General features: G+C 65.3%; 24 protein-coding genes and 1 tRNA gene. 13 read left to right on the top strand and 12 right to left on the bottom strand.

Features of this window, described 5'->3' with window-relative positions; all coding sequences use genetic code 11:
- Nucleotides 1-36: 36 nt before the first annotated feature.
- From phoR to AC1DYM_RS11025, 3 genes are all read right to left on the bottom strand, one after another.
- Nucleotides 37-1,314, bottom strand: coding sequence for a phosphate regulon sensor histidine kinase PhoR (gene phoR / locus AC1DYM_RS11035; protein WP_477338207.1), 1,278 nt, complete (start codon nt 1,312-1,314; stop codon nt 37-39).
- A 34-nt stretch (nt 1,315-1,348) separates the two neighbouring features.
- Nucleotides 1,349-2,038 carry a phosphate regulon transcriptional regulator PhoB gene (gene phoB, locus AC1DYM_RS11030; protein WP_046967346.1) on the bottom strand — a complete coding sequence of 230 codons (690 nt, stop codon included), beginning with the start codon at nt 2,036-2,038 and terminating at the stop codon, nt 1,349-1,351.
- A gap of 102 nt (nt 2,039-2,140) precedes the next feature.
- A complete protein-coding gene (locus tag AC1DYM_RS11025) occupies nt 2,141-3,757 on the bottom strand; it encodes a M48 family metalloprotease (RefSeq protein WP_477338204.1) in 1,617 nt (538 codons plus the stop codon).
- 159 nt (nt 3,758-3,916) lie between these two features.
- Between AC1DYM_RS11025 and grxC the strand changes: the two genes are divergently transcribed.
- The 3 genes from grxC (at nt 3,917) to AC1DYM_RS11010 (ending at nt 5,701) form a co-directional block, all read left to right on the top strand.
- Nucleotides 3,917-4,186 carry a glutaredoxin 3 gene (gene grxC / locus AC1DYM_RS11020; RefSeq protein WP_477338202.1) on the top strand — a complete coding sequence of 90 codons (270 nt, stop codon included), beginning with the start codon at nt 3,917-3,919 and terminating at the stop codon, nt 4,184-4,186.
- Complete coding sequence (locus AC1DYM_RS11015) at nt 4,186-4,575, top strand: carboxymuconolactone decarboxylase family protein (RefSeq protein ID WP_046967343.1); 390 nt, start codon at nt 4,186-4,188, stop codon at nt 4,573-4,575. Before grxC ends, AC1DYM_RS11015 begins: the two co-directional genes overlap by 1 nt.
- A gap of 103 nt (nt 4,576-4,678) precedes the next feature.
- Entirely contained in the window at nt 4,679-5,701 is a 1,023-nt protein-coding gene (locus AC1DYM_RS11010; protein ID WP_477338200.1) for an isocitrate dehydrogenase, read from the top strand.
- 101 nt (nt 5,702-5,802) lie between these two features.
- Here the strand turns inward: AC1DYM_RS11010 and AC1DYM_RS11005 are convergent, their stop codons facing one another.
- From AC1DYM_RS11005 to AC1DYM_RS10985, 5 genes are all read right to left on the bottom strand, one after another.
- Entirely contained in the window at nt 5,803-6,759 is a 957-nt protein-coding gene (locus AC1DYM_RS11005) for an aspartyl/asparaginyl beta-hydroxylase domain-containing protein (RefSeq protein ID WP_477338198.1), read from the bottom strand.
- Between the two features lie 76 nt (nt 6,760-6,835).
- On the bottom strand, nt 6,836-7,609 hold the full coding sequence (thiD, locus tag AC1DYM_RS11000; protein WP_477338196.1) for a bifunctional hydroxymethylpyrimidine kinase/phosphomethylpyrimidine kinase: 774 nt from the start codon (nt 7,607-7,609) through the stop codon (nt 6,836-6,838).
- Nucleotides 7,610-8,013: 404 nt separating this feature from the next.
- Nucleotides 8,014-9,402, bottom strand: coding sequence for a PhoH family protein (locus AC1DYM_RS10995; RefSeq protein ID WP_477338194.1), 1,389 nt, complete (start codon nt 9,400-9,402; stop codon nt 8,014-8,016).
- Between the two features lie 81 nt (nt 9,403-9,483).
- Nucleotides 9,484-9,945, bottom strand: a complete 462-nt coding sequence (locus AC1DYM_RS10990; RefSeq protein ID WP_477338192.1) for a peroxiredoxin — start codon at nt 9,943-9,945, stop codon at nt 9,484-9,486.
- Between the two features lie 37 nt (nt 9,946-9,982).
- Nucleotides 9,983-10,558: a glycine cleavage system transcriptional repressor gene (locus tag AC1DYM_RS10985; RefSeq protein ID WP_046967334.1), complete on the bottom strand. Its 576-nt coding sequence runs from the start codon at nt 10,556-10,558 to the stop codon at nt 9,983-9,985.
- Nucleotides 10,559-10,690: 132 nt separating this feature from the next.
- On the opposite strand from AC1DYM_RS10985, the gene dapA reads away from it, so the two are divergent.
- Both dapA and AC1DYM_RS10975 read left to right on the top strand, forming a co-directional pair.
- Nucleotides 10,691-11,617 (top strand): 4-hydroxy-tetrahydrodipicolinate synthase, encoded by a 927-nt coding sequence (gene dapA, locus AC1DYM_RS10980; protein ID WP_477338190.1) that lies wholly within the window; start codon nt 10,691-10,693, stop codon nt 11,615-11,617.
- 29 nt (nt 11,618-11,646) lie between these two features.
- Nucleotides 11,647-12,237, top strand: a complete 591-nt coding sequence (locus AC1DYM_RS10975; protein ID WP_477338188.1) for a hypothetical protein — start codon at nt 11,647-11,649, stop codon at nt 12,235-12,237.
- Between the two features lie 208 nt (nt 12,238-12,445).
- Here AC1DYM_RS10975 and fdxA read toward each other — a convergent pair whose 3' ends face one another.
- Together fdxA and AC1DYM_RS10965 are read right to left on the bottom strand one after the other, a co-directional pair.
- Nucleotides 12,446-12,769, bottom strand: a complete 324-nt coding sequence (gene fdxA, locus AC1DYM_RS10970; RefSeq protein WP_477338186.1) for a ferredoxin FdxA — start codon at nt 12,767-12,769, stop codon at nt 12,446-12,448.
- A gap of 28 nt (nt 12,770-12,797) precedes the next feature.
- Nucleotides 12,798-12,873 (bottom strand) — tRNA-Glu (locus tag AC1DYM_RS10965).
- A 182-nt stretch (nt 12,874-13,055) separates the two neighbouring features.
- On the opposite strand from AC1DYM_RS10965, the gene pcnB reads away from it, so the two are divergent.
- From pcnB to pgi, 6 genes are all read left to right on the top strand, one after another.
- Complete coding sequence (gene pcnB / locus AC1DYM_RS10960) at nt 13,056-14,423, top strand: polynucleotide adenylyltransferase PcnB (RefSeq protein WP_477338184.1); 1,368 nt, start codon at nt 13,056-13,058, stop codon at nt 14,421-14,423.
- The gene (gene folK, locus AC1DYM_RS10955) at nt 14,423-14,905 is read left to right on the top strand and encodes a 2-amino-4-hydroxy-6-hydroxymethyldihydropteridine diphosphokinase (RefSeq protein ID WP_477338331.1); all 483 of its coding nucleotides are present in this window, start codon (nt 14,423-14,425) and stop codon (nt 14,903-14,905) included. The genes pcnB and folK overlap by 1 nt, the downstream gene beginning before the upstream one ends.
- Nucleotides 14,906-14,970: 65 nt before the next feature.
- The gene (panB, locus tag AC1DYM_RS10950; protein WP_477338182.1) at nt 14,971-15,798 is read left to right on the top strand and encodes a 3-methyl-2-oxobutanoate hydroxymethyltransferase; all 828 of its coding nucleotides are present in this window, start codon (nt 14,971-14,973) and stop codon (nt 15,796-15,798) included.
- 10 nt (nt 15,799-15,808) lie between these two features.
- Nucleotides 15,809-16,654 (top strand): pantoate--beta-alanine ligase, encoded by an 846-nt coding sequence (gene panC, locus AC1DYM_RS10945; protein ID WP_477338181.1) that lies wholly within the window; start codon nt 15,809-15,811, stop codon nt 16,652-16,654.
- 138 nt (nt 16,655-16,792) lie between these two features.
- On the top strand, nt 16,793-17,173 hold the full coding sequence (panD, locus tag AC1DYM_RS10940; protein ID WP_046967327.1) for an aspartate 1-decarboxylase: 381 nt from the start codon (nt 16,793-16,795) through the stop codon (nt 17,171-17,173).
- 286 nt (nt 17,174-17,459) lie between these two features.
- On the top strand, nt 17,460-19,094 hold the full coding sequence (gene pgi / locus AC1DYM_RS10935) for a glucose-6-phosphate isomerase (protein WP_477338179.1): 1,635 nt from the start codon (nt 17,460-17,462) through the stop codon (nt 19,092-19,094).
- A gap of 90 nt (nt 19,095-19,184) precedes the next feature.
- On the opposite strand, the gene parE is transcribed toward pgi, so the two are convergent.
- Together parE and AC1DYM_RS10925 are read right to left on the bottom strand one after the other, a co-directional pair.
- Nucleotides 19,185-21,074: a DNA topoisomerase IV subunit B gene (gene parE / locus AC1DYM_RS10930; RefSeq protein WP_477338177.1), complete on the bottom strand. Its 1,890-nt coding sequence runs from the start codon at nt 21,072-21,074 to the stop codon at nt 19,185-19,187.
- Between the two features lie 240 nt (nt 21,075-21,314).
- Nucleotides 21,315-23,114, bottom strand: coding sequence for an aminopeptidase P family protein (locus tag AC1DYM_RS10925; RefSeq protein WP_477338176.1), 1,800 nt, complete (start codon nt 23,112-23,114; stop codon nt 21,315-21,317).
- A 104-nt stretch (nt 23,115-23,218) separates the two neighbouring features.
- Between AC1DYM_RS10925 and AC1DYM_RS10920 the strand changes: the two genes are divergently transcribed.
- Both AC1DYM_RS10920 and kdsA read left to right on the top strand, forming a co-directional pair.
- Nucleotides 23,219-24,898: a CTP synthase gene (locus tag AC1DYM_RS10920; protein WP_477338175.1), complete on the top strand. Its 1,680-nt coding sequence runs from the start codon at nt 23,219-23,221 to the stop codon at nt 24,896-24,898.
- On the top strand, nt 24,895-25,374 hold a 480-nt coding region (gene kdsA / locus AC1DYM_RS10915), incomplete at its 3' end, for a 3-deoxy-8-phosphooctulonate synthase (protein WP_477338173.1). The genes AC1DYM_RS10920 and kdsA, both read left to right, overlap by 4 nt.

Raw genomic sequence — 25,374 nt, 5'->3', positions numbered from 1 at the left:
CATCGCAGCAACCCGGCGGCGCGTTCCTGCCATCGATCAGAGGTGCAGGCCGGCCGCTTCCTGCAGCCGGGCGCCGTCGAGCAGGCGGTCGCTGCCGAATACGCAGGCAAAGGTCGAGCCCTTGCCCGGTTCGCTCTCGATCACCAGGCGGGCCTGGTGAAGGTTGAGCACGTGCTTGACGATGGACAGGCCCAGGCCGGTACCGCCCGAATCGCGTGAGCGGCTGGAGGACACGCGGTAGAAGCGTTCGGTCAGCCGTGCGATGTGCGTGGCCGGAATGCCGAAGCCCGAATCCTGCACGGAGAACTTCGCGCCACCGTCGGTTTCGGCCCAGCGGATGGCGATGCGGCCTCCCGTCGGCGTGTAGCGCACGGCGTTGCTGACCAGGTTGGAGAACGCGCTGTGCAGGTCCTTCGGTGAGCCGAGCACATCGAACGGCGTGGCCATGTCGAGCGATACGGTATGCCGACCCTGGCTCAGCGCCTCGGCCTCCTTGCGCAGGCTGGCCAGCAACGGGGCCATCTGCACGTGTTCGTCGGCGACGTGGTCCTGGGTTTCCAGGCGCGACAGGGTGAGCAGGTCTTCGACGATCTGTCCCATGCGCTTGGACTGCGCACGCATTTCGTCCAGGACCGGCGCCAGCTCGGGGACGTCTTCGGGATCGAGCAGTTCGAGATAGCCATGGATCACGGTCAGCGGCGTGCGCAGTTCGTGCGACACGTTGGCGACGAAATCGCGGCGGATCTGCTCCAGGCGCGTCAGGTGACTGGTGTCGCGCGCCAGCAGGAGACGCTGCCGGCTGCCGAAGGGCAAGAGCGTGGCGGTGACATGGCGGTTCGGGTGACCCGGTGCGGTGACATCGTTGAGCGGTTCGCGGGCGCCCTCGGAAAGCCATTCGGCCAACTCCGAGTTGCGCAATACCTCGACGAGGAGGCGGCCGCGATCGCGCGGCCTCTTGAGGCCGAGCAGTTCTTCCGCCGCATGGTTGAACCAGCGGACGTGCTGCGAGTGGTCCAGGAGGACCACGGCATCGGGAAGGGTCCCGGCCGCGCTGCGCAAATCACGCAGGCGGGAAGCGATACGGCGGGTGCGAGTCATTAGACGGTCATACTCGGGGCGGGGCGTTGCGGACGATTGCAACATTGGCCCCGACTTGTGACGGAACAGCGACAGCAGTACGACGATTTCCGTCAGCGCGACAACGGTCACACCGGCCCACGTCGCACCGACGAGCGCGCCAACGACGCCGCCCACGACAAGGAGGGCGGCGCACGCGGCTGGCAGTCGCCAGGAAGTAAGGATGCGAGGTGGCATGGCGCTCACGATAGCGCGGCTACCCCGCGCTAGCCTAGGTATTCGCGGAGAAGCGGTATCCCGCGCCGCGAACGGTCTGCACCATGTCGTCGAGCTTCCACGGTTCCAGCGTCTTGCGCAGGCGGCGGATGTGCACGTCTACCGTGCGCTCCTCCACATAGACGCTGCCACCCCAGACATGGTCGAGCAGCTGGGCGCGCGAGTAGACGCGCTCCGGGTGGGTCATGAAGAAGAACAGCAGCCGGTACTCGGTCGGCCCGATGGGCACGGCATCTTCGCCGGCGAACACGCGATGGGCAGGCCCATCGATGCGCAGGCCGCCCAGCTCGACGATGCCGGAGCCGTCGTCGCCCTGGCTGCGGCGGAGCACCGCCTTGATCCGCGCGATCAGCTCGCGGGTGGAGAAGGGCTTGATGACATAGTCGTCGACGCCGGCTTCCAGGCCGTTCACCCGATCCATCTCCTCACCGCGGGCGGTGAGCATGATGATCGGGATTTCCCGGGAGAGCTCCTCGCGGCGCAGCCGGCGGGCGAGTTCGAGTCCGCTGGTGCCCGGGAGCATCCAGTCGAGCAGGATCAGGTCCGGGACGCGCTCGGAGATGGCCATCTGTGCGGCGCGGGCGTCGGCGGCGTGAGCCGCGTCCATACCCGCCTTGCGAAGCGCGAAAGCGACCATGTCGCGAATCGATGCTTCGTCTTCCACGATGAGAATGCGTTTATGCACGCGTAAGGCCGCTCGTTGGCTGTGACGGTCATATTGCAGCCATGCTGTGTTACACGGCAATGACAATTGTCACGAAAGTCCACCGGATCTTGCGAGTCCGGGTTACTGACTACGCCCGTCCGGGTTGTCATCCGTGGTCACGCGCTTCTTGCGCAACTCCAGCAGGAGCGGGGTCAGGTCGCTGATCCGGGCCTGGATCCGGGAGCGCTGGTAGTAGTCCAGGTCGTCACGTTTGAGCAGGCGGCGCAGCTGCTCCATCGCGTCGAACGGCCGCCCGGCGAGGTACGCACTATCGGCATAAGCCTCTGCTGCGCGCACCGAATCGCCCGACCGCTCGCTGGCGCGGGCGAAGGTACGGAAGATTTCCGGGTCATCGCTGTCGTCGAGCATGGGCCTGAGCAGGGTCGCCGCCGTACGGGACTCGTCGGCCCGGCCGGTATCGGTCAGGGCCCGGGCGTAGCCCAGGGTGACGGCGCCGTTGCGCGGCGAATTCTCGTGCAGGGTCTTGTAGATCGCCATGGCGTCGCCATGCCGCCCCGCTTCCACATAGGCATCGGCCAGGGCCAGGCGCAGCACGACGCTGGCCGGCTGGCTGACCAGGAGCGGCTGGATCTGCTCCACCGCCTGCATGCCGTGACCGCTACGGATCAGGGCGATGGCGTAGCCGTAATGGTTCGCCGCCGTGTCGAAATCCTTGCGCTTGAGGTTGGTGGCGTAGACGTCGGCGAGCTTGCGGGCGTCGCCGGACAGCACGCGGATGCGTTCGCGCATCAGCGCATAGGTGTCGCCAGCGCTGTCGGGAGCGATCTTGCTGCGATTCGGCGCCAGTTGCGTGTTGTCCTTGACGTAAAGGACGGGCGCGGTGCTCTTCTCCCAGCTGGCCTTGTCCAGGGTGGGCTGGCGCGGCTTGCCGGCGTTGCGTTCGGTGATGACCCGGGCGCGCGCCTTGGCGTCGCTGATGCGCTCCAGGGTGACCGGGTGGGTCAGCAGCAGGGACGGCGCCGCCTCTTCGTCCTCACCGACGCGCAAGGTGTCCTGCATCCGGCCGAAGAACTCGGCCATGGCCTCCGGGTCGTAGCCGGCATTGGCCAGGGTCTGGATGCCGGTGCGATCGGCCTCGATCTCGTCCTTGCGGGTGAAATTGATCTGCCGCTGCATGATCAGGCCCTGGCCACCCATGAGCACCGCCGGGGCCGCATCGCCGGCGCCGCCCCCAGCACCCGCAGCGATCGCGCCGAGCAGGACCAGGGCCATGAGCGGGGCGTTCTTCTTGGAATCCTCGAAAGCGCGGTACAGGTGGTTCTGGGTGATATGGCCGATTTCGTGCGCGATGACGCCGGCCAGCTCGCTTTCGCTGGTGGTGATATCGATCAGGCCGGCGTTCACGCCGATATAGCCGCCGGGCGCCGCAAAGGCGTTGATCTGGCTGTCGTTGACGATGAAGAACTGGAAATGGTCCTTCGGCCGGTCACTGGCCGCGACCAGCCGGTAGCCGAGGTCGTTGATGTACTGGTCGACCAGGGCGTCATCCACGGTCAGGTTGAGCGTATGCATCTGGCGGAGCATCTGCGCGCCGTACTCGTTGGCCTCGCGTGGGCTGAGCAGGCCGGCAGCGGAGCTGCCCAGGTCGGGCAGGCGCACGTTGTCCTGGGCGCCCGCGGCGAACGTGGCGAGGGTAATGGCGGCGAGCAGGGCGAGTCGGGGCAACGGTTTGCGCATAGGTCGGGGACGATACCATCACCAAACGAATAGATAACTTCCACGGCCGTGGTAGTCCGATCGCCTTTGACCGCAGGGCCGGGCCGAGGTTCGTCCGTCTTGCAAAATTCGCCCTGCGACGCCATCTTTTGGCCATTCGCTTCCGGAGCATCCCCTCCCATGTCCACCCCCGATATCACCATCTATTCGACAGCGGTCTGCCCGTACTGCGTCGCCGCCAAGAACCTGCTCAAGGCCAAGGGGCTGGGCTGGAACGAGGTCCGCATCGACATGGATCCGGCCCAGCGCGATCTCATGCTCGCCAAGAGCGGTGGTCGCCGGACCGTGCCGCAGATTTTCATCAACGGCACGCACCTCGGTGGGTTCGACGATCTGGCAGCCGCCGACCGTAGCGGCCGGCTGGCCGAAATCCTCGAGGCGACACACTGATGGGCGACAAGCGCGTCGAAGAGTTCACCGCCTTCCGCCAGCGCATGAACGAGCGCATCCTCGGTGAGGACAACCAGGTCGTCCGGCGCTTTTTCGCGCTGGATACCCAGACCTATCGTGCCGGCGCCCTGGACGTGAAGACCAAGGAGATGCTCGGCCTGGTCGCCTCGATGGTCCTGCGCTGCGACGACTGCATCAGCTATCACGTGGCCCAATGCAAGGAAGCCGGGGTCAATCGCGATGAATTCTTCGAGGTCTTCAGCGTCGGCCTCGTGGTCGGCGGCTCGATCGTGATCCCTCATCTGCGCCGTGCGGTCGATTTCCTCGACTCGCTGGAAGGCGAGGCATCGACGGACGCGGAAGCCTGCGCGGACCACCCGGCCGCCTGATCGACCGGCCGTGCCGCCCCGATCGGGGCGGCAACCTTGAAGGAAGAGGGCAGGATCGCCGATAATTGGGCGATTTTTTCGCTTCCCTTCAGGAGTTATCCCCATGAGCAAGACGATTGCCGTGATCCCCGGCGACGGCATCGGCCCCGAGATCATGGACGCGACCATTCGCGTTCTCGACGCCCTCGACTGCGGTCTGGCCTACGACTACGTCGACGCGGGCGTGGTTGCCCTCGAGAAGCACGGCGATCTCCTGCCGCAGCACACGATCGACAGGATCGCCGAGCACAAGGTGGCGCTGAAGGGCCCGCTGACCACCCCGATCGGCGGTGGCTTCACCTCGATCAACGTGACCCTGCGTCGCAAGTTCGACCTCTACTCCAACGTGCGTCCGGCGATCAGCTTCCCGGGCACCAAGGCACGCTACGAGAACATCGACATCATCACGGTGCGTGAAAACACCGAGGGCGCGTACCTGGCCGAAGGCCAGACCACCACGGGTGAGGGCGACAACGAAGTTGCCGTCTCGATGATCCGCAACACCCGCCCGGGCATGCAGCGCATCTGCAAGTACGCCTTCGAAATGGCCCGCAAGAAGGGTCGCAAGAAGGTCACGGCCGTGCACAAGGCCAACATCATGAAGACCTCGTCGGGCCTGTTCCTGACGGTGGCGCGTGAAGTCGCGAAGGACTACCCGGATATCGAGTTCGGCGAGATGATCGTCGACAACGCCTGCATGCAGCTGGTGATGAACCCGTACCAGTTCGACGTGATCGTCACCACGAACCTCTTCGGTGACATCCTCTCCGACCTCTGCGCCGGTCTCGTCGGCGGCCTGGGCCTTGCCCCGGGTGCCAACATCGGCAAGGACGCGGCGATCTTCGAAGCCGTCCACGGTTCCGCGCCGGACATCGCCGGCCAGAAGAAGGCCAACCCGTGCGCGCTGCTGCTCGCCGCGGCCGACATGCTCGATCACCTCGACATGGTCGCCAAGGCGACGCGCCTGCGCGCCGCCATCCGCGATGTGATGGAAGCCCGCGACCGGACCACCCCGGACGTCGGCGGCACCGGTACCACGGACACCTTCGGCGACGCGATCGTCGAGCGGATCCGCGCTACGGCGTAAGTTGTTCGCACTGTGACAACAAAAAACCCCGCAGAAATGCGGGGTTTTTTGTTGGCTCTTTGTAGGAGCCGATTCATCGGCGATAACCAGCGTGCATCAACCTAGCTGTTTCCGCGAAAGAACGGATAAGGCGCCAGAAAGACCAGCCAGATCATCAGCACGATGCCGATGTACTTGATCACGCGGAACAGCTTCGGATTGGCCTTCTTGAACTTGCGTGTGCGTGCGCGGCCGCGGTTGTTCAGCGCGAACATGCGATTGACGAAGCCGACCTGCTCGCTGCTCTCGTCGTCGTTCGGCGAGGCGGTGATCGATCCCATGAAGGCGCCGACGCGCTTGTTGATGCCGGTCATCAGGCGGCTCTTCAGCGGGCGCTCGACATCGGCGAAGAGGATGACGCGGGTCTGGTCCGTGCGGTTCTCGGCCCAGTGCACGTAGGTTTCGTCGAAGACCACGTCCTTGCCGTCGCGCCACGCGTGCATTTCACCGTCGACGAAGATCCGGCAGTCATCGGAGTTCGGGGTGATCAGGCCGAGGTGGTAACGCAGCGAGCCGGCGAACGGGTCGCGGTGTGGGTTGAGCTTGCTGCCTGGCGGGAGCAGGGCGAACATTGCCGCCTTCACGCTCGGAATCGAATTCAGCAGCTTGACCGTTTCCGGGCAGAGCGCCTCGGCCGAGGCCAGCGGCTCGCCGTACCACTTCAGGTAAAAGCGCTTCCAGCCCTGCTTGAAGAACGAGTTGAAGCTCGCGTCGCTGTGCTTTTCGGCGGAGCGGATAAAGCCTTCGTCGAACAGGTGCATCGCTTCTTCGCGAATCTTCTCCCAGTTGCCCTGGAGCAGGTCCAGCTGTGGGAATCCCGCACGATCGAGGATCGGCCGCGCCGGCACGGCGGAGAAGGCATACATCAGCAGGTTGTACGGTGCGAAGATGGCCGAATGATCGACCAGCTGGCGATCGAAGCGCAGGCGTGAACGCCCGCGCAGGTGCACCAGCAACACGCAGAGCGTGAACAGGATCAGCACATACAGGACGATGAAGCGGGGCCCGAGGAAATTCATGGGGTGGACTCGACCAGGGCAAGCGATACCTAGGGCCGCGAGTGGCCTGTATCAACGCGCCTAGGATACTCCGGCCTCAGTGCCCGAGCACGTAGACCGAGCCGCCGCCGGGCCGCCAAGCGCGCTGGAAGGCCTTGTTAACCCACGCGATCGCCTCCCGGGCGGCCACGTGCGGCGATTTGCCCCGAGCCAGCCCCGCCGCCACGGCCGAAGCCAGCGTGCACCCACTGCCGTGGCCTTCAAAGGGCAGGCGAGGGTGACGAACTTCGGTGACACCGCTCGCATCGTAAAAACGATCGATCACCTCGCGCCCCTTCCCGTGCCCGCCCTTCAGAAGCACGCCGCGCGCGCCCAGGGCGAGCAGGTCGGCACCGACAGCGTCCATGTCGCGGCCCAAGGGCTTACCGAGCAGTGCTTCGGCTTCGGGCAGGTTGGGCGTGAGGACGTCGGCTAAGGGAATCAACCGAGTAGCCATCGCCTCAAGCGCATCGTCGTCGAGCAAGCGTGCGCCGCTTGTCGCGATCATCACCGGATCGACGACCAGCCAGGCTGGCTTTCGCAGGCGCATTTCTTTCGCGACCAACCGCGTTACGGCCGCACTGCCGAGCATGCCGGTCTTTACCGCAGCTACCGGGAAGTCGTCGAACACGGCCTCGATCTGGCTGCGGATGTGAGAGAGGGGCAGCGTATGAACCGCTGTTACGCCACGCGTGTTCTGTGAGGTCACTGCCGTGATGGCGGTCAGCCCATGCGTGCCGCGTGCGTGGAAAGTCTTCAGGTCGGCCTGAATGCCGGCACCGCCGCCGGAGTCTGAGCCTGCGATGGTGAGGGTGTTTGGTTTTGCCGTCATGGCGTAGAGGATAGCGGGTGATGGTTCGCGTCATCGGACGGTGTTCGCCGATGAATCGGCTCCTACGAGAGCAGCACTGCAGCCTGGGGGGCGGTGGGCTCGACCAGACGCGACCTCAACGTTCGGTGCTGCGAGGGGTAAGGCCCTTGGCGCCGCATGAGCTGAGGGCGGCCCCGACCGGCTGACGGAGCGAGCGTGCAGCTACCGCCCGCCTCGACGAGCTGCGCCGGCGGCGCCAAGGGTCTTACCCCTCGCGGCTTCCTCGGCCTTCGTGGCTGTTATGGCCCTCGCGATTCTCGCAGGGCATCGCCGATGAATCGGCTCCTACATTGAGAGCATGAGCTCGCGCAGCGAGCTATCCGAAAAAAAAGCGCGGACATCGCTGTCCGCGCTTTTGCTCTTGCTTACAACGCTTCGGACGCGAAATCGGCCAGTCTCGACCGCTCGCCACGTTTGAGGGTGATGTGCCCCGAGTGGGCCCACATCTTGAAGCGGTCCACCGCGTAAGTGAGGCCCGATGTGGTTTCCGTCAGGTAAGGCGTGTCGATCTGCTCCACGTTGCCCAGGCAGACAATCTTCGTGCCCGGACCGGCACGCGTGATCAGGGTCTTCATCTGCTTCGGGGTGAGGTTCTGCGCCTCGTCGATGATGAGGTAGCGGCTAAGGAAGGTGCGGCCGCGCATGAAGTTCAGCGAGCGGATCTTCACGCGTGAGGCAAGCAGGTCGTTGGTGGCCTGACGGCCCCATGATCCGCCTTCTTCCGGGTTGGCCAGCACCTCGAGGTTATCGGTGAGGGCGCCCATCCACGGCGTCATCTTCTCTTCCTCCGTACCCGGCAGGAAGCCGATGTCCTCGCCGACCGAGACCGTTGCACGGGTCATGATGATCTCGCGGTAACGCTGCTGGTCCATCACCTGCGCCAGGCCCGCGGCGAGGGCGAGCAGCGTCTTGCCCGTACCGGCCGTGCCGAGCAGGGTGACGAAATCGACGTCGGGATCCATCAGCAGGTTCATCGCGAAGTTCTGCTCGCGATTGCGCGCCGCGATGCCCCAGACGCCGTGCGCCGCGTGCGTGTGGTCGTCGAGCAGGACGAGCTTGGCCTTGCGGTTGTCCTCGTCGCCACGTATCTCCAGTACGCGTAGCTCGACATCGTTCTCGCCGGGCATGTACAGGCATTCGTTGGCGTACCAGTTCTCGTCCTCGTGCATGTCCATTTCGTAGAACGTGCGGCCACGCTCGTTCCACGAGCGCAGTTCCGGATGCCGTGTCCAGAAGTCCTCGGGCAGGGCGTCCGAGCCGGTAAAGAGCAGGGCGAAGTCGTCCAGCGCGCGGTCGTTCTCGTAGTCTTCGGCGGTGATGCCGTAGATCGACGCCTTGATCCGCAAGTTGATGTCTTTGGAGACCAGGATGACCGGCCGGTCCGGAAACTGGTCACGCAGGTCGATGACGGCGGCCAGGATCTGGTTGTCGGCCTTGCCGTTGCCATGGCCCGTGCGCTGCTGGAAGAACAGCCGGCCCACGGCGCCGCGATTGAGCTTGATGCCCTGCGGGTTGATCAGCTCCACGCCGTTGCGGATGCCATCGCCGCCGCCGCGTTCGATCAGTTCATTGAGGAAACGGCTTACCTGGCGGCCGTTGCGCGAGACTTCCGAGCCGCCTTTCTTCTTGTCGTCCAGTTCCTCCAGCACCGTCATCGGTATGAAGACGTCGTGCTCCTCGAAGCGGAACAGCGACGTCGGGTCGTGCAGCAGCACGTTGGTGTCGAGGGCGTAGATGCGCTTGCTTCCGGTCATACGGAAGTGACCTCTTGCAGAGGTTGCAAAACCGGCCGCACGGCGACGGCCGGGGGGAGGAGCCGCATGACGCGGTATCCGTCACGCGGTGGGAACACTCTCGAGCACCGCTCGCGCATGGCCGGGGATCTTGATCCCGCGCCATTCCGCGGCGAGCTTGCCGTTGGGGTCGATCAGGAACGTACTCCGGACCACGCCGAGGTAGCGCTTGCCGTAGAGGACTTTTTCATGGATGACGTCGAACGCCTGGGACCAGGCTTCGTCGGCGTCGGAGACGAGCGGAAAGGGCAGTTCGTGTTTGCTCGCGAAGTTCGCGTGCGAGCGCACGGAATCGCGGGAGACACCGATGACCTCGGCGTTCACCGCCTGGAATTCGCCGTAAAGATCGCGGAAATCCTTTGCCTCGTTCGTGCAACCCGGCGTGTTGTCCTTCGGGTAGAAGAAAACGACGACCCACTTGCCGTGGAGGGAGGCCAGCGACAGGCGGGTGCCATCGCCCAGGGCGCCTTCGAGTTTGGGTAGCTTCTTGCCCTTGCCGATCATGCGTAGGTCTGTCTTCCCTTGGGTTGGAACGTATGGGTCAGAACTTCACGGGGTCCATGATGGCATCGAGATTGAGGCCATCGCACAGTTCGAGGAAATCGTCGCGCAGCGCGGCGATATGCGTTTCCGACGGGATGCCGATGGTGATCTGCGCCTGGAACATTTCGGCGCCGGTCTGCATGGCCTGGTAACGCATGGAGGTGAGTTGCTCGACGCTGATGTCGCGGCGCGAAAAGAACTCGATGATCTTGACCAGGATGCCCGGACGGTCGGCGGCGATCACCTCGACCAGATAAGGCAGCAGGTGCGACGTCGGCTCGCGCGGCGTGGTGCGGTAATGGACGATCTGCAATTCTTCGTCGCGGGCCAGCTTGCCCAGCGCGGTTTCCAGCTTCGCCACCGCATCCCAGGCGCCCGAGGCGAGCAGCATCACCGAAGTGTCGTTGCCGATCGTGGAGACGCGGGCGTCGGCCATGTTGCAGCCGGAGTCGGCGATGCGCTTGGCCAACGCGAGGATCGGGGCGCGATGCGCCGGCGACAGCGTCGAAATGAGCAGCTGGTTATCGGCGGTGGTGCTACGTACTGCAGAACGATTCAAGGCTCGACTACCGATGGCGCGACCCGCGGGGCGCAGGGCGTCGCTACGGGCCCGAGCTTACTTGGCTGTGTCGCACGCAAGCAAGACACTCCGCATGGAATGATGGACGCACACCCCGAATGGACTCGCCGCAGGTGCCCCGGTAACATGCGAACGGCTGGTAACTCAACGGGTTTCACCTTGGACATCTCCGGAAGCATCACCGCGCTGGCGACGCCGTTCGCCGCCGACGGCTCTCTCGATCTCGACGCGTTCGGCCGACTGCTCGACCAGCAGATCGCCGGTGGCACCCAGGGCGTCGTCGTCGCCGGGTCGACGGGCGAGTCCCATTTCCTCGAGCACGATGAATTCGAGCGCCTGCTCGCCTTTGCCGTGAAACACGTGAATCACCGTATTCCTGTCATCGCCGGCACCGGCGAGGCAGGCACTGCCAAAACCATCGCCACCACCCGCCTTGCCAAGTCCCTTGGCGCGGACGCGGCCCTGGTCGTGGCGCCGTTCTACGTCCGTCCGACCCAGGAGGGCATGCGCAGGCATTTCCTCGCCGTGGCCGACGAGGGCGGCCTCCCGGTCATCCTCTATAACGTGCCGCCGCGGACCGGCACCGATATCGCGACGGAAACCGTGGCGGTCCTTCGCGACCATCCGGGCATCATCGGCATCAAGGAAGCCCGGGGCGATGCCGAGCGCATTCGTGCCCTGGCGGAACTTATTCGTCCGGATTTCGTCTACCTCAGCGGCGACGACGGCTCGGCCCACCAGGCCATGCTGGCGGGCGCTGCCGGAACCATTTCGGTCGTGGCCAATCTCGTGCCCGAAGCCTTCCGCGCCTTCTGCGACGCCGCCCGTTCGGGCGACCCGGAGCGGGCCGCGAGGGAGACGGCACGCCTGGCTCCGCTGATCGACGCGCTCAATTGCGCGCCGAACCCGATCGCGGTGAAGGCCGGTCTGGCCGCGCTGGGGCTCGGTTCGGCCGCTCCGCGGCTGCCCCTGGTCGAGCTGGAAGCGGGCCCGGCGCTGGTCAGAGTGCGCGAAACGCTCGCCGCTCTGGCACCATTGTCGTCCGCTGCCTGAAGCAACCCTATTCAACGGAACCCGAGTTCATGAAGAAAACCTCGTACGCGCTGGTCGTCCCGGCATTGATTCTTTCCGCCCTGCTGGTGTCCGGTTGCGGTGCGTTCCGCTCGAAGAAGGACTGGGATCGTGCCCAGCAGGAAGCTCCACTCGAGATCCCTCCGGGCCTCGATACGCCGTCGACGAGCGCCGCCCTGGTCATTCCCGAGGTGGGTTCGGGCGCCGCAGCCGCCAATGCTGCTGCGACCAATGCCGCGCCCGTGTCGGATGGCTTCGTCCTGGCCGACGATGTCGAGACCGCTTACAAGCGTATCGGCGAGCAGCTGAGCCAGGGTGACCTGGGCAACGTGATCGCTCACGACGACACCAATCACACCTACCAGATCGCCGCCAAGCCGGGCCGTCCGGAAGCCCGTCCGGGCCTGTTCCGCCGCATGTTCGGCGGTGGCAAGGACAACCAGGATGCCAAGGACGCACCGGCCTCGGCCCAGGGCGCAAGCCACACGGTCGTGCTGACGGTCAACCCGAGCGGCACCGGCAGCGAAATCCGTGCCCAGGGCGACGCCGATGGCGTCCGTCGCGTGGTCGACTCGCTGAAGTCGCGGATGGGCAGCAAGTAAGTCCACCCGCCGCACGAAAAAACGCCGCCCTCGAGGCGGCGTTTTTTTTGGCTTGGAAGCGCAACGCAGATCTCGGTAGGAGCCGATTCATCGGCGAACCCGCGGCAGCGGGCCAGATGCAGCAACAAGCCAGATGGCCAGCCGGGTTTTAGGCAAGCACCCATCGCCGATGAATCGGCTCCTACAACAACAGCTAGGGGTGGCTCGATCAGCGCTCGAGCAGGTCGATCTTGTCCGGCTTGCCTTCCCAGTCCTTGGCGTCCGGGAGGCCGTCCTTGCGCTCGGTGATGACCGGCCATGCCTTGGCAAGCTCGGCATTCAGCGCGACGAACACCTCTTGACCCGCGGGGACGTCGTCCTCGGGGTAGATGGCGTTGATCGGGCATTCCGGCTCGCACAGGGTGCAGTCGATGCACTCGTCCGGATTGATCACCAGGAAGTTCGGGCCTTGGTGAAAGGCGTCGACCGGGCAAACCTCGACGCAGTCCGTGTACTTGCACTTGATGCAGTTGTCGGTAACGACAAAGGTCATGCGAAGAAGGGCGCCGAAAGAGGAAAAGTGGTGCTCCCTACGAGGTTCGAACTCGTGTTCCCGCCTTGAGAGGGCAGTGTCCTAGACCACTAGACGAAGGGAGCAGGTCGTACGTGGGGTACGAAGCGCGCTAGTATAGCGAAATCCCGGAGCCGGGCAACGCTTTTTTGCATGCTCGTCGGCCGGGGTCTAATTCGCTACATTGTGTCTCATTCATCCCGACACCGGCCGCCGGTGGGGGCAGCCACTTGAAGGACGCATCCGCGCCCGCCAGGACCACGACCGCTTGAATCCCGAAACCAGGAATGAGGTTGCGCCGACGCTCCGCGTCATCCCGCGCGAACAGCACTCCATTTCCCGCAAGAACATCAGCAAGGCCGCCTTGCGCGTCCTCTACCGTCTGCACGACGCGGGGTTCGCTGCCTATCTGGTCGGCGGTGCCGTGCGCGACCTCTTGCTCGGTGGTCACCCGAAAGACTTCGATGTGGCGACCAATGCGACGCCGGACGAGGTCAAGGGGCTGTTTCGCAATTGCCGCCTGATCGGCCGGCGCTTCCGCCTGGCCCATGTGGTCTTCGGGCCCGAGATCATCGAGGTCGCCACCTTCCGTGGCACCGGCGAGGACGGCACGGGCGGTGAGGGCGACCGACACATCGTCGACGGCCGGATCGTCCGGGACAACATCTGGGGCACGATCGAGGAAGACGCCGTCCGCCGCGACTTCCGTGTCAACGCGCTCTACTACGACATCTCCGATTTCAGCGTGCGCGACTACGTCGGCGGCATGCAGGACCTCGAAGACAAGACCATGCGGCTGATCGGCGACCCCGACCAGCGCTATCGCGAAGACCCGGTGCGCATGCTTCGTGCCGCCCGTCTCGCGGCGAAGCTCGGCTTTACCATCGACAGGGAAGCCCAGGCGCCGTTCGCCACGCTGGGTCACCTCCTCGGAGAAGCCGCGCCGGCACGCCTGTTCGACGAATCGCTGAAGTTGTTCCTTGCCGGTCACGGCCTGAAGAGCTTCAAGATGCTTGAAGCCTGCGGCCTGCTGAAATTCCTTTTCCCGGCGACTGCTCGTGCTCTCGAGCGCGGTGACCAGGCGCTGCGTGCGCTGGTCGAGCAGGGCCTGGCCAACACGGATGCACGCATCGCCGAGGGCAAGTCGGTAACGCCGGCCTTCCTGTACGCCGTCCTCCTGTGGGGCGAAGTACGTGACCAGGCACACGGCTGGATCGCCCAGGGTTTCGATATCAACGAAGCCTGGCAGCGCGCCGCGGTGCACGTGGTCGGCGAGCAGTGCCAGCGCGTCGCCATTCCGCGCCGTTTTACCTTCACGATGGAAGAGATCTGGTCGCTGCAGCCGCGGTTCGAGCAGATCCATCGCAAGCGCGTGTTCCGGCTGATGTCCCATCCGCGTTTCCGCGCGGCGTTCGACTTCCTGCTGTTGCGCGCCCACGAATCCGAGAGCATGCGTGAGCTCGGCGAATGGTGGGCACACGCGCAGCAGTTGCCGCCGGAGATGCTCGCTGCCGCACTCGGTGGCGGTGGCGTGCCGGTGCACGAGGCGACCGTGTCGGCCACGGCGCCTGCGCGCAAGCGCCGTCGTCGGCGCAAGCCCGGTGGTCGCGGCAAGGGCGATTCGGGCGGCGCGTGATCGTTCGCGCCCTGATCGGACTCGGCGGCAACCTGGGTGAGGTGCGTGAACGGCTCGATGCCGCGATCGCCGCCCTGGATGCCTTGCCCGGTGTCGCCGTCGTGGCACGGTCGCGGTTCTACCGTACGCCGCCCTGGGGGCATGTCGAGCAGCCCGACTTCGTCAACGCGGCTATCGCCGTCGATACGAGCTTGCCCCCCTTGGCATTGCTGGATGCCTTGCTGGCGACCGAGCGTGCATTTGGCCGCGTTCGCGATGGTGAGCGTTGGGGCCCTCGCACGATCGACCTCGACCTGCTGGCCTATGGCGATGACGTGATCGACGACGAGCGCCTGACCGTGCCGCATCCGCGGATCGCCGAGCGCGCCTTCGTGCTATTGCCCCTGGCGGATATCGCCGCTGACGCCGTCTTGCCCGGTGTGGGGCGCGTCGACGACCTGCTGGCGAGGATCGACGCGCGGGCCTGCACACCGCTTTCCTGAGCCTTGGTTGAGCTAGCGCTCGGCAAGGCGGACAATTCCGGTTTCACCCAACGAGGCGACACAGCGTGTACGTGGAAAAAACGAGCGCGCCGGCGCGTAAGCCGGTGACCGTGCCGGGCCTGAAGGCGATGAAAGCCGAAGGCCGGAAGATCGTGATGCTCACCGCCTACGACGCGAGTTTCGCTGCCCAACTGGAATCCGCCGGGGTCGATGTCGCCCTGGTCGGCGATTCGCTGGGCATGGTGGTGCAAGGGCGTTCGAGCACCTTGCCGGTCACGGTCGACGACATGGTCTATCACACCGCCGCCACGGCGCGCGGCCTGTCGGCCACGTTGCTGGTCGCCGACCTGCCGTTCATGAGCGATCGCGATGTCCCCACCGCGATGGAGGCCGCCGCACGGTTGGTCGGGCAGGGCGGTGCCGCGATGGTCAAGATCGAAGGTGCCGGTCGCATCTGCGAGGTCATCGCGGCACTGGCCGAGCGCGACATACCGGTATGCAGCCACCTCGGCCTGACGCCGCAGTCGGTGAACAAATTCGGTGGCTACAAGGTGCAGGGCAAGACCCAGGATGCCGCCGACAAGCTGTTCGCCGACGCGAAGGCGGTCGAGGCCGCCGGTGCCGACCTGCTCGTACTGGAGTGCGTGCCTTCGGCGCTTGCCGCGCGCATCACGGCAGAGCTGTCGATTCCGGTCATCGGCATCGGCGCAGGCGTCGACTGCGACGGCCAGGTCCTGGTCGTTTACGACCTGCTCGGCCTCACGCCGGGCAAGCGACCGAAGTTTTCCAAGGATTTCCTCGCGGGACGCGATTCCATCCAGGGCGCCATCGGTGCCTACGTCGCGGACGTGCGTGAACAGCGCTTCCCCGGCGTCGAACACAGTTTCAGCTGAGGGTTCCACCATGCAAACCGTTACCGATGCCGCCGCCCTCCGCGCTACCGTTCGCGGGTGGCGCAACGCTGGCCAGAACGTCGGCTTCGTGCCGACGATGGGCAACCTGCACGCCGGGCATCACTCCTTGCTGAAGCTCGCCCGCGCGCGCGCCGACCGCGTGATCGCCAGTGTCTTCGTCAACCCGACCCAGTTCGGACCGGGTGAGGATTTCGAGCGCTATCCGCGCACCCTCGCGCAGGATCAGGCGGGGCTGGCCGAGGCCGGTTGCGACATCCTGTTCGCGCCCGAGGTCTCGACGCTGTATCCGTTCGGCGCCGCGTCCAGCGTGAGCATCCATGTGCCCGACCTGACCGAAACCCTCGAAGGCGCCCATCGCCCGGGCCATTTCGACGGCGTGGCCACGGTGGTCGCAAAGTTGTTCAGCCTGGTCCAGCCGGACCTCGCGGTCTTCGGCCAGAAGGACTTCCAGCAGCTCAAGGTGATCGAGCGGATGGTCCGTGACCTGTCCCTGCCGGTGAAGGTCATGTCGGGCGCTACCCTGCGCGACGAGGATGGCCTGGCCATGAGCTCGCGCAACCAGTACCTGACGACCCAGGAGCGCGCACGGGCGCCGCAGATCTATTCGACCCTGCAGCAGACCCGTGAGCTTTTCCGCCAGGGCCACAGCTGGCAGGCATTGGAGCAGGCCGCCAAGGCCCGCCTGGAGCGCGCCGGGTTCGTTCCGGACTACGTGGCGATACGCCGCGCCGAGGACCTGGCCGAGCCGGGTCCGGACGAGCGGGAAGGGCTGGTGGCGCTGGTGGCCGCCCGCCTGGGCGCCACCCGTCTGATCGATAACCTGCCTTTCGACTGAATCCCTTCACGAACGGGGACTTGCGTTTCCAGGCGCCGTCCCCCATAAAGCGCTCCGACAGAGGAAGCCCATGCGACGGAGCGGGCAACCCTCCGTTAGAATGGGCGTTTTTGTAACCGCCAAACTCCAGAGACCGCCATGCACCTCAACATGCTCAAGTGCAAGATCCACCGGGCCACGGTGACTCACGCCGAGCTGAACTACGAAGGTTCGATCGCCATCGACGGCAACCTGCTCGACGCTGCGGGTATCCGCGAGTACGAGCAGATCCACGCCTGGAACATCAGCAACGGCGAACGCTTCGTCACGTACGCGCTGCGTGCGGAAGAGGGCTCGGGCATCATCTCCGTGAACGGTAGCGCCGCGCGCCGCGTGTCCACCGGTGACCTGGTGATCATCGCCGCCTTCGTCGGCCTGTCCGAGGCTGAGATGGCCAAGTACCAGCCGGACCTGGTTTACGTCGACGCGAACAACCGTATTACACACACGAATCATTCGATTCCCAAGCAGGCTGCGTAAGCAGCCTGCGTTGTAGGAGCGGACTTCGTCCGCGAACCCTCAGGCTTACCCAGGCACCGAATGAGGCTTTGAACCTCATCGGTGCGAGCGGTCCTCACCTACGAAGCCAACAGCCGCTCCGTAAGCTGGGAAAGCCGGCCAGTTGCCATGCAAGGCCTCATTCGCAAAATCACCGCTGAGGGTTCGCGGACAAAGTCCGCTCCTACATTGTTTGATTTTGCAATCCACCTACGCTGCACTGCGGTAAGATCGGGATTCCCCTCTCCGTCGCCGCCAAGTGGAAGCCATGGAATCAAAGCACGACCGTCTGCCCTCCTTCGAGGAGCACGCCTCCCGTCTCGCCGCCACCAATCTCCGCGCCCTCGTCCAGGACGAAGCCCGCGGTGAGCGCCTGCGTCGACGCATGGGTCCGATCCTTCTCGACGCATCCCGTCAGAAGCTCGACATCGCGGCGCTCGACGCCGTCGGTGAGTACATCGAAAGCACCGGCTGGAAAGCCGCGCGCGACGCGATGTTCGAAGGCAAGCACATCAACACATCCGAAGACCGCGCGGTGCTGCATACCGCGTTGCGCGGTGGTGCCTCGCGCCACCCGGCCGCACCGGCCGACGTCCGCAAGGAAGTCGCCGACGCGCTGGACAAGATGGAAACCCTCGTCAACGCCGTGCACAAGGGCGAAGGCGAGTCGGTCGGCCTGATCGGTCGTGTCACCGACGTGGTCAATATCGGCATCGGTGGTTCGGATCTCGGTCCGCGCCTGGCCGTGCATGCGCTCGAGCAGTTCCACGTCGATGGCATCAACAGTCACTTCCTCACCAACGTCGACGGCCAGGCCGCGACGGACCTGATGAAGAAGCTGGACCCGGCACGCACGCTGGTCATCCTGGTGTCCAAGAGCTTCAACACGCAGGAAACGCTGCTCAATGGCGGCGTGTTCCGCAACTGGATCCTGAAGGCCGAAGGCGGCGACGAGGCCAAGGCGTCGAAGCATTTCATCGCCGTGAGCTCCAACGACGAAGCCGTCCACAAGTGGGGGGCTTCGCAGGTTCTTCCGATGTGGGATTACGTCGGCGGTCGCTACTCGCTGTGGTCGGCGGTGGGCGCGTCGATCGCGTTCGCCATCGGGATGAAGGGCTTCCGTGACCTGCTCGCCGGTGCCGCCGAGACGGACGATCATTTCCGCAGCGCGGAGTGGAAGGACAACCTTCCGGTCCTGCTGGCCATCGCCGAGATCTGGAACCGCAACATCCTCGGCACCACCAGCCGCGCCGTGATTCCCTATGTGGATGCGCTGGTCGATCTGCCGTCTTACCTCCAGCAGCTGGAGATGGAAAGCCTCGGCAAGCACGTGCATCCGAGCGACGGCACGGAAGTGAAGCAGGCCAGCGTCCCGGTCGTCTGGGGCAGCATCGGCACCAATGCGCAGCACGCTTACTTCCAGGCGCTGCACCAGGGTACGGATATCGTGCCGCTGGAATTCATCGGCCTGGTCAAGCCGGCGCATCCGTTGCGCGAGAACCAGGACGTGCTGACTTCGAACCTGCTCGCGCAGGCGGCTGCGCTGTCGCTGGGCAAGACCTACGAGGAAGCGCTCGCCGAAGCCAAGACGGGTACCGAGGAAGAGCGCCACGCGCTCGCCGCGCAGCGCACGTTCAAGGGTGACCGCCCGAGCACGGTGTTCATGCTCGACTCGCTCACCCCGCATTCGCTGGGTGCGCTGATCGCGCTGTACGAGCACAAGGTGTTCCTGCTCGGTCACCTGTGGGGCATCAACGCGTTCGACCAGTGGGGCGTGGAGCTGGGCAAGACCATCGCCAAGCAGATCTATCCCTCGCTCGCGAATGACAAGGACGCTGGCGACCTGTCGCAGTTCGATGGCGCCACGCGTGCGTTGATCCAGGCGATTCGCTCGCGTCGCTGAGCGCATCGCCGCTGAAGCGGCTCCCACAAGGAGCCGCTGACAAGAAAAAACCGGCTTGCGCCGGTTTTTTTTTTCCACAACAACTCGTCCTTAGACCTCCAGGGTGGCCARGTCGCCCTTGTCTTCCAGCCACTGCTTGCGATCGCTCGCACGTTTCTTCGCCAGCAGCATGTCCATCAGCTTGTTGGTGCCGTCGTCCACTTCGATCGTGAGCTGCACCAGGCGGCGCGTGTCCGGGTGGACGGTGGATTCGCGCAGCTGCGCCGGGTTCATCTCGCCCAGGCCCTTGAAGCGCGTGACACTCACCGCACCCTTCATCTTCTCGCGCTCGACCTTCTCCAGCATCAGGCGCTTCTCTTCCTCGTCGAGGCAATAGAACACCTGCTTGCCCACGTCCACGCGGAACAGGGGCGGCATGGCGACGAAGACGTGACCCTGGCTGACCAGGGTGGGGAAGTGTTTCAGGAACAGCGCGGAGAGCAGAGTGGCGATGTGCAGGCCGTCGGAGTCCGCGTCGGCGAGGATCACGACCTTGCCGTAGCGCAAACCGCTGAGGTCGTCCTTGCCGGGATCGCAGCCGATCGCGACGGCGAGGTCGTGCACTTCCTGCGAGGCGAGCACGGCGTTCGAATCGACTTCCCAGGTGTTCAGGATCTTGCCGCGCAACGGCATGATCGCCTGGAAATCCTTGTCGCGTGCCTGCTTGGCGGAGCCGCCTGCCGAATCGCCCTCGACGAGGAAGATTTCGGTGCGGCTGAGGTCGGTCGACGCGCAGTCGGCGAGCTTGCCGGGCAGGGCAGGGCCCGAGGTGATCTTCTTGCGGACGACCTGCTTGGCGGCCTTCAGGCGTGCGCTGGCGCGTTCGATCGCGAGCTGGGCGATCTTCTCGCCGGTTTCCACATGCTGGTTCAACCACAGGCTGAAAGCGTCGTGCACCACGCCCTCGACGATGCCGGCGGCAGCGCGCGAGGACAGGCGCTCTTTGGTCTGGCCAGCGAACTGGGCATCCTGCAGCTTGACGCTGAGCACGAAGGCCAGGCGCTCCCAGACATCTTCCGGGGCCAGCTTCACGCCACGCGGCAGCAGGTTGCGCAGGTCGCAGAACTCGCGAATGGCATTGGTGAGGCCGGAGCGCAGGCCGTTCACGTGAGTGCCGCCCTGCGCGGTGGGGATCAGGTTGACGTAGCTTTCCTGCACCAGGTCGCCTTCCGGCAACCAGGCGAGCGCGACGTCGAGCGCGTCGGTTTCGCGGGCGAAGTGCTTGACGAAAAGACCCGACGGCAGCGCCTCGGCGCCCTGCAGTTCACCGCGCAGGTAGTCGGGCAGGCCATCCTCGAAGTACCACTCGGTGGTTTCGCCGGAGGCTTCGTCGAGCAGGCGCACGGTCAGGCCCGCGCAGAGCACGGCCTTGGCGCGGAGCAGATGCTTGAGCTTGGAAACGAGGATCTTCGGGGTGTCGAAATACTTCGCATCCGGCCAGAAGCGCAGCGTGGTGCCGGTCTTCTTCTTCGGCACGGTGCCGATGACTTCGAGCTCGCTGGCGCGATCGCCGTTGGCGAAGCTCATGCGGTATTCCTGGCCATCGCGGCGGATGGTCACGTCCACCCGGTGCGACAGCGCATTCACCACGGACACGCCGACGCCGTGCAGGCCGCCGGAGAAGGCGTAGTTCTTGTTCGAGAACTTGCCGCCCGCGTGCAGGCGCGTGAGGATCAGCTCGATACCGGGCACGCCTTCTTCGGGATGGATATCCACGGGCATGCCGCGACCATCATCGGTGACTTCCACCGAGCCGTCGTTGAACACGGTGACGTCGATGGTCTTCGCGTGGCCGGCGAGGGCTTCGTCGACCGAGTTATCGATGACTTCCTGCGCCAGGTGGTTGGGTCGCGAGGTGTCGGTGTACATGCCAGGGCGGCGCTTGACGGGGTCAAGGCCGCTGAGGACTTCGATGTCTGCAGCGTTGTAGCGAGTATTCATTAGGTATCGAGGCCGTTCGTAGCCGGGCAGGATGGGGTGAGCCGCACAAGGCGGTCAAGTCTTGCAGGCCGGGATGTCACCCGGTGAGATCGTTAGCCCCGGCTTGGGTAGGAGCCGATTCATCGGCGATGGGTGCTCGCGACACCCTGGCGAGGGGTGCTTGCGACACCCTGGCCCCGCTGCCGCGGGATCGCCGATCAATCGGCTCCTACCGAGCCGTGGGGAGGCTAGCTCTGGCCTTCAGAGCGGCGCGCAGTGCCATTCGAGCCATTCGCGGTCGGCGCCGTCGAGCAAGGGTGACAGAGCGGCGCGTACCGTCGCGTGATAGTCGTCCAGCCAGGCGCGCTCGGACGGCTCGAGCAGGCGGGGCTCGAGGCCCCTGCGGTCGAACGGGCACAGGGTGAGGGTCTCGAAGGCGAAGAAGTCGCCGAACTCGGTGCTGTCGGCCTGGGTCACCACGGCCAGGTTTTCATGGCGGATGCCGTAGCGGCCGGGCTTGTAGAGGCCGGGTTCGATCGAGGTGATCATGCCGGTCTCCAGCGGGACCAGCGCGACGCCTGCCCGGGGCGCCCGGATGCCATGCGGGCCTTCATGGACGTTGAGGAAATAGCCCACGCCGTGGCCGGTGCCGTGGCCATAGTCCATGCCGGCGGCCCAGAGCGGGGCACGGGCCAGCGCGTCGAGTTGCGGACCGCTGGCGCCCTTGGGGAAACGCGCCCGCGAGAGCGCGATCATTCCCTTGAGCACGAGGGTCGAGTCGCGGCGTTGCTCGTCGGTGACCGGACCCAGGGCGAGCACACGGGTGATGTCGGTGGTGCCCCCGAGGTACTGGCCGCCCGAGTCGATCAGGAGCAGGCCTTTGGCCGCCAGCGGGCTGAAGTGCGCTTCGGTGGCCCGGTAATGGGGGAGGGCGCCGTTGGCCTGGTAGGCGGCGATCGTCGAGAAGCTCTCGCCGACGAAGCCGGATTGGGCACTACGGGCCTCACGGACGAGGGTGTCGACGTCGAGCTCGGTCAGCGGTTCGCCAGCGGTGACGGTGGCTTCGATGCGGCGGAACGCATGGGCGAGCGCGGCGCCGTCACGACGCATGACGTCGCGGACGTGGTCGAGCTCCTCGGTCGTCTTGCGCGCCTTCTGCATCGTCGACGGGTGGGCGGCGCGAACCTGTCGCACCGAAGGCGACAAGCCTTCGAGGATGGATACGACCACATGGCCGGGATCCAGCATGAGCACGGCATCGTCCGGCAGGGCTGCGATCGCCGAGGCGGCGGTGCTGTAGTCGGCGAGGCCGATGCCATCCGCCGCCAATGCCTGCCTGATCTCGGCGGGAACCTTGGCGGCATCGATGAACAGCGTGGTCTTGCTGTCGTCGATCAGCAGGTGGGCCAGGAAGACCGGGTTGTACTCGACATCCGCGCCACGCAGGTTGGTCAGCCAGGCGATGTCGTCGAGGCTCGACAGCAAGTGATGGGTGGCGCCGGCCCGGCGCATGGCCGTGCGCACGTGACGCAGCTTGTCGGCACGGTCGACGGCGGCGAACGGCGCCGCGTGGGCGAACACCGGGGCATCCGGTCGGCCCGGGCGGTCGGGCCAGATGGCGGCGGGCAGGTCGAGGTCGGTGCGCAAGGTGGCGCCGGCCGCTTCGAGGCGCCGTGCAAGGGTCTCGGCGCCGGAAACGTCCAGGCTGTCACCCGCTGCCGCGACGACGTCGCCCGGACGGAGCTGCTCGGCAAGCCACGCGATGTGCTCGGGCGTATGCGCCACGTTCAGCCGCATCAGGGGCAGGCCGCTTCCGGCAAGTTCCTGTTCTGCCTGGGAGAAATAGCGTGAATCGGTCCACAGGCCGCCACCGGCGGTCGTTACGACCAGGGTGCCGGATGAACCGGTGAAGCCGGAAAGCCATTCCCGGGCCTGCCAGCGCGGCGGCAGGTACTCGGACAGGTGGGGGTCGGCGGAGGGGACGACGACGGCGGCGACGCCTTCGCGGGCCATGGCGGCGCGAAGGGCTTCAAGACGGACGGGGATGGGCTGGGCGGTCATTCCCCGATGGTAAAACGACCGCTCCGATTCGGCACGTTCAGTCTGCCCCTCGCGAGTGAGGGCGCGCCCGTGTAAAATACCGATTTCCAGCACTGGCTGCTCGCATGACTCCCCTGATTTTCGTCACCGGCGGTGTGGTGTCTTCCCTCGGGAAGGGCATCGCAGCGGCGTCGCTCGCCTCCATTCTCGAGGCGCGCGGTCTCTCCGTCACCATGATGAAGCTCGATCCGTACATCAACGTGGATCCGGGCACCATGAGTCCCTTCCAGCACGGTGAGGTCTACGTCACCGACGATGGTGCCGAGACCGACCTGGACCTGGGCCATTACGAGCGCTTCGTCCGCACGCGCCTCACCGGCAAGAATTCGATCACCGCCGGCAAGATCTATGAGTCGGTCATCCGCAAGGAGCGCCGCGGCGACTACCTTGGTGCGACCGTGCAGGTCATCCCGCACATCACCGACGAGATCAAGCATTCCATCCACGAGGCGACGCGCGGTTACGACGTGGCGCTGGTGGAAGTGGGCGGCACCGTGGGCGATATCGAATCGCTGCCCTTCCTCGAAGCCATCCGTCAGCTGCGCATCGAGCACGGTGCGGAGAAGTGCATGTTCGTGCACCTCACCCTTGTCCCGTATATCAAGGCCGCCGGCGAGATCAAGACCAAGCCGACCCAGCATTCGGTCAAGGAACTGCGGTCCATCGGTATCCAGGCCGACGTCCTGCTGTGCCGCTGCGAAGAACCGTTGCCGGATGCCGAGCGTCATAAGATCGCGCTGTTCACCAACGTGCCGAAGAACGCCGTCATCAGCACGATCGATGTCGATGTCATCTACAAGCTGCCGATGTGGCTGCACGAGCAGGGCCTGGACGATCTCGTCATCAAGCGCCTGGGTCTCGATGCCGGTCCGGCCGATCTTTCCAGCTGGATTCGCACGGTCGAAGCCGTCGAGCATCCGCGCGACGAAGTGAATGTCGCCATCGTCGGCAAGTACGTCGAACACAAGGATGCCTACAAGTCGCTCGCGGAAGCGCTGCGTCATGGCGGTATCAACCAGTCGGCCCGTGTGAACCTGCACTGGGTGGATTCCGAAGACGTCGAAGCGCGCGGTGCGCGCGCGGTGCTCGGCGACTCCGATGCCATCCTCGTGCCGGGCGGCTTCGGCAAGCGTGGTTTCGAAGGCAAGATCCTCGCGGCGCAGTTCGCCCGTGAGACCGGCATTCCGTACTTCGGCATCTGCTACGGCATGCATGCCGCGGTGGTCGAGTTCGCACGCAACACGGCCGGCCTCAAGCAGGCGGACTCGAGCGAGAACGATCGCAACACGCCGGACCCGGTCATCGCCCTGATCACCGAATGGACCACGGCCGCCGGCGAGACCGAGCAGCGCAGCGAGCGTTCCGATCTCGGCGGCACCATGCGCCTGGGCGCGCAGGAGTGCCGTCTCAAGGCCGGCACGCTGGCGCGTGAGCTCTACGGCGAAGACGTGGTGCGCGAGCGTCATCGTCATCGCTACGAGTTCAACAACCGCTATCGCCAGTCGTTCGAAGATCTCGGCATGGTCATCTCGGGCAAGTCGATGGACGACCTCCTCGTCGAGATCGTCGAGCTGCCGCGTCACGTGCATCCGTGGTTCCTCGGCTGCCAGGCGCACCCGGAATTCACCTCGACGCCGCGCGAGGGCCACCCGCTCTTCATCGGCTTCGTTCGTGCCGCCCGCGAGTACAAGGCCGTCCGTGACGGTGAAAAGCTCGCCATCCGTTCCCAGGAGTCCGCGGCATGAAGCTCTGTGGTTTTGAGGTCGGTCTCGACCAGCCGCTGTTCCTGATCGCCGGTCCCTGCGTCATCGAGTCGATGCAGCTCCAGCTCGATGTCGCCGGCAAGCTGAAAGAGATCACCGATCGTCTCGGCATCAACTTCATTTTCAAGTCGAGCTTCGACAAGGCAAATCGCTCTTCCGGCGGCAGCTTCCGCGGCCCCGGCCTCGAAGAAGGCCTGAAGGTGCTTGACGCGGTGAAGAAGCAGATCGGCGTGCCGGTCATCACCGACGTGCACGAATACACGCCGATGAACGAGGTCGCCGCCGTCGTCGACGTGCTGCAGACCCCGGCATTTCTCTGCCGCCAGACCGACTTCATCCAGAACGTCGCGAAGGCCGGCAAGCCGGTGAACATCAAGAAGGGCCAGTTCCTCGCCCCGTGGGACATGAAGAACGTGGTCCAGAAGGCGTTCGATGTCGGCAACCACGACATCCTGGTC

This window comes from Luteibacter sp. P1_D3, from assembly GCF_056406135.1.
The sequence above is the reverse complement of the archived record's forward strand: the minus strand, read 5'-3'. Positions and strand labels throughout refer to the sequence as shown.

Bases quoted from the DNA above. Each gene is read 5' to 3' on its own strand.
- phoR (WP_477338207.1), bottom strand. From the start codon at position 1,314: ATGCCACCTCGCATCCTTACTTCCTGGCGACTGCCAGCCGCGTGCGCC.
- AC1DYM_RS11025 (WP_477338204.1), bottom strand. From the start codon at position 3,757: ATGCGCAAACCGTTGCCCCGACTCGCCCTGCTCGCCGCCATTACCCTC.
- grxC (WP_477338202.1), top strand. From the start codon at position 3,917: ATGTCCACCCCCGATATCACCATCTATTCGACAGCGGTCTGCCCGTAC.
- AC1DYM_RS11015 (WP_046967343.1), top strand. From the start codon at position 4,186: ATGGGCGACAAGCGCGTCGAAGAGTTCACCGCCTTCCGCCAGCGCATG.
- AC1DYM_RS11010 (WP_477338200.1), top strand. From the start codon at position 4,679: ATGAGCAAGACGATTGCCGTGATCCCCGGCGACGGCATCGGCCCCGAG.
- AC1DYM_RS11005 (WP_477338198.1), bottom strand. From the start codon at position 6,759: ATGAATTTCCTCGGGCCCCGCTTCATCGTCCTGTATGTGCTGATCCTG.
- thiD (WP_477338196.1), bottom strand. From the start codon at position 7,609: ATGACGGCAAAACCAAACACCCTCACCATCGCAGGCTCAGACTCCGGC.
- AC1DYM_RS10995 (WP_477338194.1), bottom strand. From the start codon at position 9,402: ATGACCGGAAGCAAGCGCATCTACGCCCTCGACACCAACGTGCTGCTG.
- AC1DYM_RS10990 (WP_477338192.1), bottom strand. From the start codon at position 9,945: ATGATCGGCAAGGGCAAGAAGCTACCCAAACTCGAAGGCGCCCTGGGC.
- dapA (WP_477338190.1), top strand. From the start codon at position 10,691: ATGCGAACGGCTGGTAACTCAACGGGTTTCACCTTGGACATCTCCGGA.
- AC1DYM_RS10975 (WP_477338188.1), top strand. From the start codon at position 11,647: ATGAAGAAAACCTCGTACGCGCTGGTCGTCCCGGCATTGATTCTTTCC.
- fdxA (WP_477338186.1), bottom strand. From the start codon at position 12,769: ATGACCTTTGTCGTTACCGACAACTGCATCAAGTGCAAGTACACGGAC.
- panC (WP_477338181.1), top strand. From the start codon at position 15,809: ATGCAAACCGTTACCGATGCCGCCGCCCTCCGCGCTACCGTTCGCGGG.
- panD (WP_046967327.1), top strand. From the start codon at position 16,793: ATGCACCTCAACATGCTCAAGTGCAAGATCCACCGGGCCACGGTGACT.
- pgi (WP_477338179.1), top strand. From the start codon at position 17,460: ATGGAATCAAAGCACGACCGTCTGCCCTCCTTCGAGGAGCACGCCTCC.
- AC1DYM_RS10925 (WP_477338176.1), bottom strand. From the start codon at position 23,114: ATGACCGCCCAGCCCATCCCCGTCCGTCTTGAAGCCCTTCGCGCCGCC.
- AC1DYM_RS10920 (WP_477338175.1), top strand. From the start codon at position 23,219: ATGACTCCCCTGATTTTCGTCACCGGCGGTGTGGTGTCTTCCCTCGGG.